Origin of the sequence: Gottfriedia solisilvae, from assembly GCF_002128405.1 — a bacterium.
Taxonomy (GTDB): domain Bacteria; phylum Bacillota; class Bacilli; order Bacillales; family Bacillaceae_G; genus Gottfriedia; species Gottfriedia solisilvae.
Window position 1 is genome coordinate 188,294 of record NZ_NETJ01000003.1, and the last position, 11,970, is coordinate 200,263.

Annotated in this window: 9 protein-coding genes; 6 read left to right on the top strand and 3 right to left on the bottom strand. The window is 31.8% G+C overall.

The window, feature by feature from the left end; genetic code table 11:
- Positions 1-26: 26 nt before the first annotated feature.
- Positions 27-476 (bottom strand): MarR family winged helix-turn-helix transcriptional regulator, encoded by a 450-nt coding sequence (locus CAB05_RS10210; protein WP_087999736.1) that lies wholly within the window; start codon positions 474-476, stop codon positions 27-29.
- An 872-nt stretch (positions 477-1,348) separates the two neighbouring features.
- Complete coding sequence (gene mprF, locus CAB05_RS10215; RefSeq protein WP_087999737.1) at positions 1,349-3,871, bottom strand: bifunctional lysylphosphatidylglycerol flippase/synthetase MprF; 2,523 nt, start codon at positions 3,869-3,871, stop codon at positions 1,349-1,351.
- Between the two features lie 347 nt (positions 3,872-4,218).
- On the opposite strand from mprF, the gene CAB05_RS10220 reads away from it, so the two are divergent.
- The 3 genes from CAB05_RS10220 (at position 4,219) to CAB05_RS10230 (ending at position 9,431) form a co-directional block, all read left to right on the top strand.
- On the top strand, positions 4,219-4,902 hold the full coding sequence (locus CAB05_RS10220; protein WP_087999738.1) for a response regulator transcription factor: 684 nt from the start codon (positions 4,219-4,221) through the stop codon (positions 4,900-4,902).
- Entirely contained in the window at positions 4,899-6,239 is a 1,341-nt protein-coding gene (locus CAB05_RS10225; RefSeq protein ID WP_087999739.1) for a sensor histidine kinase, read from the top strand. Before CAB05_RS10220 ends, CAB05_RS10225 begins: the two co-directional genes overlap by 4 nt.
- A gap of 99 nt (positions 6,240-6,338) precedes the next feature.
- Positions 6,339-9,431 (top strand): efflux RND transporter permease subunit, encoded by a 3,093-nt coding sequence (locus CAB05_RS10230; RefSeq protein ID WP_087999740.1) that lies wholly within the window; start codon positions 6,339-6,341, stop codon positions 9,429-9,431.
- A 61-nt stretch (positions 9,432-9,492) separates the two neighbouring features.
- On the opposite strand, the gene CAB05_RS10235 is transcribed toward CAB05_RS10230, so the two are convergent.
- The gene (locus CAB05_RS10235) at positions 9,493-9,786 is read right to left on the bottom strand and encodes a HesB/YadR/YfhF family protein (protein ID WP_087999741.1); all 294 of its coding nucleotides are present in this window, start codon (positions 9,784-9,786) and stop codon (positions 9,493-9,495) included.
- 172 nt (positions 9,787-9,958) lie between these two features.
- On the opposite strand from CAB05_RS10235, the gene CAB05_RS10240 reads away from it, so the two are divergent.
- From CAB05_RS10240 to CAB05_RS10250, 3 genes are all read left to right on the top strand, one after another.
- On the top strand, positions 9,959-10,300 hold the full coding sequence (locus CAB05_RS10240) for an MGMT family protein (protein ID WP_087999742.1): 342 nt from the start codon (positions 9,959-9,961) through the stop codon (positions 10,298-10,300).
- 169 nt (positions 10,301-10,469) lie between these two features.
- A complete protein-coding gene (locus CAB05_RS10245) occupies positions 10,470-11,084 on the top strand; it encodes a DUF4004 family protein (RefSeq protein ID WP_087999743.1) in 615 nt (204 codons plus the stop codon).
- Positions 11,085-11,107: 23 nt separating this feature from the next.
- Entirely contained in the window at positions 11,108-11,911 is an 804-nt protein-coding gene (locus CAB05_RS10250) for a polymer-forming cytoskeletal protein (protein ID WP_087999744.1), read from the top strand.
- Positions 11,912-11,970: the final 59 nt, after the last annotated feature.

Consider the following 11,970-nt stretch of genomic DNA (forward strand, 5'->3'; position numbering starts at 1 on the left):
TGATCTCTCCCTTGTTATTCTATTTATTATTTATGTTCATTTACAGAATGGATTTTCTGTAATAGTGATTTTGTTTGATTAAGCAGTGATAAAAATTCTTCTTGAGTGGCATTGCTTTCTTTAAAAAATTGTTCGGGAATGCAATATGCTTCTTCTTTTAATTTTTTTCCATCTTCAGTTAATGAGATAAAAACTTTTCTTTCATCGATTGAATCACGTTGTCTCATGATCAATCCTGCCTGTTCCATTCGCTTTAGCATTGGCGTTAGCGTACCGGAATCTAAAAATAGGGAATCACCTAAATCTTTAACAGTTTGCTTGTCATTTTCCCATAATGACAACATAACTAAGTATTGTGGATAAGTAATCCCAATTTCATCAAGCATTGGACGATAAAGCTTTGTAATTTCTCGTGAACAAGCATAAATAGAAAAACAAAGCTGATTTTCAAGTAATAACATCTCTTCTTTTTTCATTTTCCCAACATCCTTTATATTAATTGTGCACAATTTAATATGACACAATCATAATTCATATTATTTCTTTTTGCAAGTAGTAAGTTTTATTCTTTATTTGTATTTTTTGTCTGGGAAAGAAGTGTGTTGATTTCCACTCCAGGATGCTCGCTTTCCGTGGGGCGTGAGTTGAGCCTCCTCGGCACAATGCGCCTGCGGGGTCTCAACTTTCCCGCTACTCCCACAGGAGTCGAGCAACCTTCCGTTACAATCAACTTCTTAATAAAGAGTAATATTCTATTCCTGACTAAAAAATAATCTTTAATTCAAAGGCTTTTTAGAAAATATCAACAATATACACTCAACTTTGAATCAATTTAGATTTGCGAATTTCACTCCTAGTGCTCGCTTTACGTGGGGCGTGAGTTGAGCCTCCTCGGCACAATGCGCCTGCGGGGTCTCAACTTTCCCGCTACTCACACAGGAGTCGAGCAACCTTCTGTTCCAATCAACTTCTTAAAAAAGAGTAATATTCTAATTCTGACTAAAATAATAATCTTTAATTCAAAGGCTTTTTAGAAAATATCAATAATATACACTCAACTTTGATTCAATTTAGATTTACGAATTTCACTCCTAGTGCTCGCTTTCTGTGGGGTCTCACCTGTCCCGCTCCCACAGGAGTCGAACACCTTCCGTTACAATCAACTTCTTATAAAGCGTAATATTCTAATTCTGACTTAAACAATAATCTTTAATACAAAGGCTTTTTAGAAAAAAACGACAAAAGCATTATAAATAACAAATGTGGAACACCTTTCTTTTGAATCAATTTCGTAATAAAGTAAAAAAACAAGCTAGCTAATGTAGTAATCATTAACTAGCTTGTTTCTTTAATTTTTTCTTGATCTAGATATAAGTGATGTAATTTGTAGCATTGTAATTGGTAAAGAAGTTTTTTTATGATATGCAAGAAACTTAGGTGTCCATTTATGAACGTATTTTTCTTTAAAACTTCTTAAACCTTGAAAATGATATAAAAACTGCCCGTATTGATAAATTTGTGATGCTATTTTCTCACTCGTAAATGAATATTTGGATAGTCCCACATTTGCTAGTGGAGTCATACCGACATTAAAATAAGTAAAATCTTTATTTTTAGACCACTCAATTAAGTTCACAAACATATAATCCATTATGCCTTTTGGAGCATCTTTTGTATGTCGCATTAAGTCAATCGAAATGGTTTGATCTGTATAACTTGGCATTATTGAAGCAAAAGCAACTAGCTTATTTTCACTGTTCTTAATCAATGCAACTGGTGCTAATTGAATATAATCTTCATAAAAATAGCCAAGAGAGAATCCTTTTTCCTTACGTCCATTAAGCCATTCAGTAGATAGTTGCCTTAATTGCATTAGTAATTCATCAGAAAAAGGTGGTTCTACCAGCTCAAAACTATATTGTTCACGCTCAAATTTATTATAGAGTGCTCTTAGTCCTTTGTTACGTTTACCAGAAAGATTGAATGTAGTTGTTTCAGTAAAACCTTCTTCTCCTAGTTTGAAGAAATCAAATCCATTTTCATGTAAGTAAGGTAATGAGTTTGAATTGACTTGGTAGAAGACAAGTGTATATCCAAAACGGTCAGCACAATTTAATAATTCTTCAATAGCTGGATATACGCGGGACGATTCTCCAATTGGATCACCTAAAATAACTAGCTTATCTGCATATGGTTGGAAAACAAATAATACAGTATCTTCTTGAGCCCAATATACATACTTATCGTGTAAAAATACTAAATGAGATAATTCATTTCCACCGTACTTATTCAGATGTTCTCTTATTTTGCCTTCTTCTTTTTTTGTACTGATAAATTGAAATTGCTTAATTTTCCCTTTAAAGAATGCTATATAAAATAAAAATAGAGCAGCTGTAAATCCAAGCACAGCACTGACTACAATATCTTGAGAATTTACAAGTACATAAGGGAGATATTTAGCTGGAATTTTTACACTCGATTGAGGAAGATTAAGATATGCTATTAGCAAATAACTTCCTAAAAAGAAAAATAAAATGAAATTATCAACGATTAGTTTACCCCAGGTTAATACAAAGCTTTCTCGATAAAATTGCTTTCTGGAAATAAACAAGATAAATGCTACGGCTAGAACAAATAATGCTTCTTCATAATCGAGTCCTTTTGAATAGGTTGTAACAGCACCAATCACGAGCATAAATAATGTAATATACCACGCTCGTTTCACCTTATAATCAATACCACGAGATAGCCCAAGTAGAGTAAAGCCTACTGTGACAGAAAGTAAATGGGAGATATTAATGATCGTTGAAGATAGAATGATTTGTAAAATACTAATACGTAACAACATACTAGGTACGGCGGCTGACATTAAAAGGATCACACCAGATAGAAAGACTAAAATTGTAATAGCCTTGTGTCCCAAATATGTAGAAATTTGATTCGGTAATTCATTAAATGAATCATTTAAACGATTCCATAATAATTTTAAAACAATAACCAATCCACAAGCGAAAGGAAAGAAGAAATAACTGAAACGATAGATTAGTAATACAAGTAAAGTTGTTTCTTTATCGATTCCAAAGTAAGTAAATCCTAGCAGGAAAAGAAAGTCAAAAGATCCAAGTCCACCAGGAATCATACTAATTAAAGCAGCAACAGATGCGACTAAAAATACAGGAAGTACTTCTATTAAAGAAATATCTACATGTAAGAATAAGCAAATAAAATAAATAAATAGAAGAATAAATGTCCATTCTGCAAGTGAAATAATCACTAGACTAAACATAAATTTCGCTGAAAAATCTTCTGAGAAAAAATTTCGTTTCAAGTAAACAACGATGAACATTATTGGAAAGTACACGATTGCAATAATAATGGCAATATACATTGATTTATATTCATTTAAAAAAGATAAGTCAAACATGCCTGTGAATAATAAAAGACTTAATATTGATAAGCCTGAAAGTAAGAAAATCGTGACACTGCTTACTGCTTTAATAATTTCAGGTGCTGAACGATCTTTTCGATAAAACATTGTTCGAATTGTCGTCCCAGCAATCCCTCCAAGCCCAATTAAATTTGAAGTTGTATTTGCTAGCCAAGCAACAACCATTATTTTACGGAAACTAAAATCTAAATTTAGAAGTCTTACAAGCACAAAATCATATAAAAACATTGGAGAAACAGCTATGATTCCTAATGCAAAGATCATAATGTATTCAAATAATGTAAGTGAATCCATGTAATTAAAAAACATCTTAAAATCAAAGTTTAAAAGTACATTTTTTCCAACAAAAATAAATGCAACTAGTAATATAGAAATAAATAATAGCTTAAATAAACCTACTTTACTTAACTGAATCTTATTCATAAGACACTCCTGAAGTTGTAATCAAAACTAGTTAATAAATTCATCTAATCATAGTATTCCATATTCTTCCACACTATAACAAGGAGAATCTAAATCTTAAACGTTTTTTAAGGATAATTTAATTTTCAAACGTAGGTTTTGTTACATAATATTGATTAATTTTTTTAACAATTTATTGGATTGTCCGGTCTATTATGAGAATGGTATGAAGCCATTCTTTTTTTAGTGTTCAATGAATTTATCCTGGATACGTCCTAAGACTGATTTCTTTATTCATATTAAGTTCATAATGTACTTATATAATATATTCATCAAATATATACAATGGAATTAAGTAGGTGAGAAACATGAATACTGTTAATGTATTAGTTGTTGATGATGATGATCATATTAGAGAGTTAATTTCTATTTTTTTGAGTGGAGAAGGTTACTCAGTGATAGAAGCAGAAAACGGTGAAAAAGCTTTGTCATTGCTTGAGTCTAATCAAATTCAAATCGCGGTGGTAGATGTGATGATGCCAGAGGTAGATGGTTATGAATTCACGAAAGAACTAAAGCGATTTTATGATATTCCAGTGCTAATGGTGACAGCAAAGGGAGAATCTCAAGATAAATTAAAAGGATTCGATCTAGGCGTTGACGATTATGTAGTAAAGCCTTTTGATCCATTAGAGTTGGTTGCTAGAGTAAAAGTGCTACTTAGAAGATATCAATTATTAGTCGATAAAAATCTTCATGTTGGCAATCTAGTCATCAATCAAATCAAATATGAAATAGCTGTTGATCAGCATACTATTATGCTTCCGTTAAAGGAGTTTGAACTTTTATTTAAACTTGCTAGTCAAGGTGGAAGAATTTTTACACGAAATGATTTAATTGAACAAATATGGGGACTTGATTATGAAGGTGATGAGCGAACAGTGGATGTTCATATTAAACGAGTACGCGAACGATTAAGAGAAATCAACGCCACAGTGGAGATTGTTACTGTAAGAGGACTTGGATATAAATTAGAGGAAATACGTTCATGAAAAGCATTTATACGAAGTTAGTCTTTATTTTTATTTCAGTCATCATCTTGAGTTTAGTTTTTACATTTTTTATTGCATCGAAGTATTTTATTAAAAATATTATTGCTGAAGTACAAGAGGATTTGAACGAAGTCGGTGAAAATTTCATTTCAATTTATCAGATAAATGATGGAAATAATCAAGTAGAAACTACGTTAAATATGCTTAGTAAAAATTACAGTCTGACAATTTATGACGGTTCTTATAAAGTGATCATTAAAAATAATGCCCCCAAAAAATTTGCTGTTAAGAAAAAAAATATAGAATCAGTTTTATCGGGACACCATTTCCCAATAAGTAAATCTTCGGATAAACATCCTTATATTGTTGGTATTCCATTTGAGAGAAATGGCGAAAACTATGCATTATTTGTACAACCAAATTTTGAACGTGGTTTCTTTAAAATGCATCGAATTCTCTTTTCCAGTCTTCTTACTACATTAATTATTGGCTCAATTACATTCTTGTTTGTCGCAAAATTATTAGTAAAACCAATAAAGGCCTTAACAGAAGCAACAAATGAAATAGCTAAAGGAAATTATGATGTTAGGGTTGCTGTAAATCGGAAAGATGAAATAGGATTCTTATCGACACATTTTAATGTTATGACTGAGAAATTAGGTAAGTTAGAAGAAATGAGAAGTGAGTTTGTTTCAAACGTATCACATGAAATACAATCACCTTTAACCTCAATTAAGGGGTTTGCAAAAGTGTTGAAGAATAGAGAATTAGTAAATGGAAAAAGAGAGCACTATATATCTATTATTGAAGAGGAAACTGAACGCTTATCAATATTGAGTGAGAGATTGTTAAAATTGGCATCACTCGATTCTGACCAGCATCCATTTGAACCTACTATGTACCATTTAGATGAACAAATTAGAAAAGTCATAGTTACGTTGGAACCTCATTGGGAAAGAAAAAAGCTTCAGTTAATATTGAATTTACCACAAACAAAAATAGTTGCAGACAGGTTATTACTAGAGCAAGTTTGGATTAATCTTTTACAAAATGCATTTAAATATTCAAATAATGGTGGAATTATTTCAGTAGATATTATTGATCAACCACATGAATGTAGTGTCATTATTAAAGACAACGGGATTGGTATCAGCAAAGAAAACATTGAACGAATATTTGAGCGGTTTTTCCAAGCTGATCAGTCTAGACATAAGCATGGAACAGGATTGGGGTTATCAATTGTACAAAAAATTATTGAAATGCATGAAGCAAAAATAATGGTAAATAGCATGATTGGTGAAGGGACAAGCTTTACAGTGATCCTACCAAAAAGTTAAGAATGTATTAGAAAAGATTAGAATGTTCATATTCTGTTCATAAATGTTTGATAAACTATTCACATGATTAAGAAATAGTTATTGAAAGGGGAAAAATAGATGTTTTCGAGTTTAACGAAACTGAGTTTAAAGAACACAATCGCTGTAATTATATTAAGTGTTCTAGTATTAATAGGTGGAATTTTTTCTGCTCAAAAAATCCAAATTGAAACATTCCCGGATGTTTCATTTCCAGCAGTAGCAGTTCAAGTTGTCTACCCAGGTGCTTCATCTGAAGATATAGAAGAAAAAATTACAAAGCCAATTGAAGAAGGGCTAATGAAGTTAGAAAACTATGATCAGTTAACAAGTTCTTCAAGCGAAAATATGGCATCGATCTTCTTAATTTATCCATTTGGTACTGATATGGATAAGATTGAAAAAGATGTTGATAGTGTTATAAATAAAACAGATTTACCAGAAAAAGCAGAAGCAACGGTTCAACGAATTGCAATTGATTCAACACCAATTTACCAAGTTGCAATTGTAAATAATGGTGATGTGAAGGACTTACAACAATCAATTGAAAAAGATCTACTTCCACAAATTAAAAAAGTAAATGGAGTTAGTGAAGTAAGTTTACAAGGTACAAAAGAAGAAGAAATCCAAATTGTTGTAGATAATAAAAAAGCAGCGCAATATGGAATTTCATTAGATACAATTAAAAATGCAATTCAAGGTCAAGATTATGCAATTCCATTAGGTTCAGTAGAGAATGATGGGAAAACAGTTTCCGTTCGAATGAAGGGAAATCTACAGTCAGTAAAACAAATTGAAAAAACTGTATTATCAAATGGTGCATCAGCTCAAATGGGCGTACAGGCAAATGGACAAGGCCAGCAGGCTCAACAAGTACAAGCATCGACTCCGAAAAATGTTACGGTTGCCGATATCGCTGATGTAAAGGTAGTTTCAATTCAAGATCAAATTTCACGCTTTAACGGAAAAGAGAGCTATATTTTATCAGTATCTCAAACACAAGATTCAAATACTGCTGAAGTAGCTACAGAAGTTAAAAAAGAAGTAAAAGAATTTAAGAAAGATCATAAGGTAGAAACACATATAATTCTTGATAACGGAAAAGAGATTGAGAAATCTGTAAGTTCTTTAATTAAGGAAGGGCTTCTAGGTGCGTTGTTTACAGTTGTCGTAATTCTATTGTTCTTACGTAATATTAGAGCGACATTAATCTCAATTTTATCTCTACCAATTTCAATATTTGCTACGATTGCTGTATTAAATTCAATGGGTTATACATTAAACATCATGACATTAGGTGGTCTTGTTGTTGCGATTGGCCGAATTGTTGATGATAGTATCGTTGTTATTGAAAATATTTACAGATGGAGACAAGAAAAAAATAATCAATTTAAGAAAAAAGAATTAGCTTTATATGCAACAAAAGAAGTTATTGGTGCAGTTGCTTCTTCAACATTTGCTACGATCGTTGTATTTTTACCATTAGCATTTGTAAGTGGCATTATCGGAGAATTCTTTAGACCATTTGCAATTTCAGTAGTTGTATCAATTTTAACATCATTACTAGTTGCGATTATTTTAATTCCTACATTAGGAGCAAAATTCCTAACAAAGCCATTAAAAGAGCACAAAACAGATACTCGTTTTATGAGAAACTATGAAAAATTATTACGTACTGCATTAAAACGTAAATGGATCGTATTATCATTATCAATCTTATTACTGCTTGGTTCGTTATCAATGATTCCATTTCTTGGCTTTTCATTCTTACCAGGTAGTGTAAATAAAACACTTCAAGTAACGGCTACACTTCCATCTAATAGTACTGTTGAACAATCTGATGAAGTAGCGAAAGAATTAGAGAATTATTTTGCAGATTCAGATTTAATTGATACTGTTCAGGCAACTGTCGGTGGTAAACGTGACTTTATTATGAACATGGATGGTGGCAAAAATAAGGCCGTATTCCAAGTCAACCTGAAAAATGGTAATGATATGGATAAGGTCATCACGAAAATTAATAAAGAAGTTCCAGCAATTGTTGATTCAAAAGTTGATGGTACAACAATTAACGCAAAAGAATTCACGCAAGATGGTCCACCAACTGGAAACAATATTGATGTAAGTTTATATTCTTCAAATTTTGATGAATTAAAAGAAGCTGCTTCAAAAATTGAAAAAGAATTAAACGATGATGATCGTTTGAAAAACGTTTCAAATAATTTAAAAGATGTCCAACCTAAATGGGAAATTACATTAAGTGATAAAGCTTTAGATGAAAACATCTCAATGCTTCAAATAATGGGAGCAATTAATGAAAATATTAATGATGTTGAAATCGGTGAATATGACTTAAACGGAGAAACAAATAAACTGTCTGTTGGTTATGAAGAGAAAGCTAGTTCAAGGGCAGATTTAGAAAACATTAAAATTATGACTGCTACGGGTCCTAAAGAAATTAAGGACTATGTGAAGATTTCTCAGAAAGATGCACCTGTTTCAATCAACCATGAAGATGGAAAAATGTATGCATCTATCAGTGCTACTGTGAAAGGAAAAGACACAGCAGCTGTCACAAAAGACGTAACAGATCAATTAAATAAAATTGATATACCAAATAGTGTTGAAATGAAAATTGGTGGCGGGTTAGATATGATTACTGATGGTTTCAGTGATTTAGGTCTAGCAATGATTGTCGCAGTTGGATTAGTATTCTTAATCATGAGTATGACATTTGGTGGATTAAGAACACCATTAGTTATTTTATCATCATTAATATTTGTACCAATGGGTGCGTTCCTAGCATTATTCATCGCTAATCAAACATTATCTATGAGTGCAATGATTGGATTACTGATGTTAATTGGTATAGTTGTAACAAATGCAGTAGTATTATTAGATCGAGTTGAACATAATCGTCGTGAGGGGTTAGAAGTTATTGATGCATTAATCGAAGCATCAAAAACGAGACTACGTCCAATCCTAATGACAGCATTAGCTACTATTCTTGCTTTAGTACCTATGGCTGTATCTAACTCAACTTCTGGATTAATTTCAAAAGGTCTAGCAATAACTGTAATTGGTGGTTTAACAACATCTACATTCCTAACACTAATTATCATCCCAGTTATTTATCAATTAGTGACTAGAAAGAAGAAAAAAATAGAAGAATAAAAAAGAGGCCCCACTAATTAAGTGGGGCACTTTTTGATTGGATTTTCCAAACTGTGTTCTCTTATTTATTAGGATCATAATTAAAGTGTAATTCATTGCGATCATTTACAATTACGTTTAAATCATAATCCTTAAAATACCAAAGATCTGTTTCATTAATGAAATAGACTACATCATTAATCGTTACTGATTCACCGATATCTACAGGCTTTTCTTTCGTAACACCTAATGAGTATCCGGTATGAATTGTACTATTTCCACCATATCGTGCAAAAAAACGAATTGTATCGCCTGCGACTACTTCCATCTCATTTTGGAACCATTGGACCGCATCATTGCTAATTGTTATTTTCATATTATGTAATCCGACCTTTCTAACCTTTATAAAAGTATTATAGTATGAATGTGAAAAACTATACAGAAATGTGATTAGGTAGAAAAAGTTATGACATGTTTAAGAGAATATCTTTTTCATTCAATATGGTACTATTGAAGAAATATGAAAAAAAGGATTGATTTAAAAGCAGATGAACACTTTTACAAGTAATGTAATTGAGGTAATACGTAGAATTCCAAAAGGCAAAGTTATGACATATGGTCAGATTGCGAAACATTCTGGTAGTCCGAGAGGTGCAAGGCAAGTGGTAAGAATCTTACACTCAATGAGTCAGAAATATAATCTTCCATGGCATCGAGTCGTTAATTCTAAAGGGGAAATAGGAATTCAAGATGAAGAGGGATTTTTACAACAAAAAAATGCATTAGAAGAAGAAGGAATCACATTTATTAGGGACCGTAAAATTGATCTTAACATGTTTCAATATGAACCGATTCCAGTCTTAGAAAAAGCTGATGTCGATTTAATTTAAACTCAAAATACCTTATTGGATTTTGAGTTTTTTTAGTTCATTTACACATATTTTGAAACATTGTTACGTAAGATGAATTGTTCATCCTTCATTAATATATAGATAGTCAATAGTATAACTTTACAAACAGAACATTGTTTTGTTATACTCGTCGTAGGAGGAGTGTCATATGAGTGAAGAATTAATTTCAAAGAAAGATTTACTACAACTTACAGGCATATCGTACGGACAGCTTTATCGTTGGAAAAGAAAAAATATTATTCCTGAAGATTGGTTTATGAAAAAATCAAGTTTTACAGGGCAAGAAACTTTTTTTCCAAAAGGAAAGATACTAGAGCGGATTGAAAGAATTATGGAATTAAAAGATGATCAATCATTGGATGATATTGCTAGAGTCTTCTCTATTAGTAAAGAAAAAATAGGGGACTTTCAAAATGTTGCACTATCTTTAGATAAAATTCCTAAACAAGTTTTACAAATTTATCAATCATTATTCCCTAATTCAAAATTAGAGCATTTAAATACAGTTCAATTATGTTCATTATTATTTGTGAATGACTGGTTATTAAAAGGGAGTGTCACAATTGAAGAAGTACGACAATTTTTACTTCTAGTTGAGACTCATAAAACACAAATAAAATTGGAAGATACGGTTGTTATATATATTCGAAAATTTGGTGTAGGGACATGGGTAATCGGAAAACAAAATGAAACTTTTGTCGATCAAAAAGATGCGATATTAATTCATGTTGAGCTTGTTCATTATCTAAATAACTTTAATTAATAACTATGATAGGAGGAGAATGAATGGTTAACGTACAACCAAGACAAGATGCATATGTAAGTGGTTCGGGTACAATTTCGGCTGGTAAATATGACGATGTGAGAGTCAGTGGTAGTGGACGCATCTTAGGTGACATTCAATGTGTTAAAGTAAAAGTTAGCGGTTCTGCTAAATTTAATGGGAAAATAGAGAGCGAATTTTTGAACTGTAGTGGCAGCGCAAAATGTTTAAGTGATGTTGAAGTGCAAAAATTAAATGTGAGCGGATCATTATCGATAGATGGAAAAGTTACTGGTGGGGACGTACATGTAAGTGGTAGCTTTAAGACAAAAAATGATTTAAATGTAGATAGTGTTAATGTCTCTGGTTCTATGAGAACAATCGGAATGGTAAAAGCTGAAGTTATTTCAGTTAAAGGATCTCTTTCGGCAGAAAAAGGGGCAGAATGTGAAGCATTTACAGCAAAAGGACATATCTCTATGAACGGATTACTGAATGCAGAAAATGTGAAAATCACTCATAGTGGATTTAGTTATGGATATAGTTATGTTCCAGAAATCGGTGGCGAAACGATTGAAATTAGTCGTTTTGATGATAGCAACATCTTTACGCGTGTATTTACGAGAGTATTTAATGCGCGTACTAATTTTCGTTCAGATGTAATTGAAGGTAGCGCAATCAAAATTGATTATACTACTTCAAGTGTGGTAAGAGGAGATGCAGTAACAATCGGACCAAAATGTAAAATTGATCTTGTTGAATATACTGAAGATGTGCAAATTCATCCTTCTGCTAAAGTGAAGGAAGTTAAAAAAATTGAACAGTAATACGAATGATCAAAAAACAAAGCAACTTGTTGGAAGGTAGGAATCCTTTTTATAAGTTG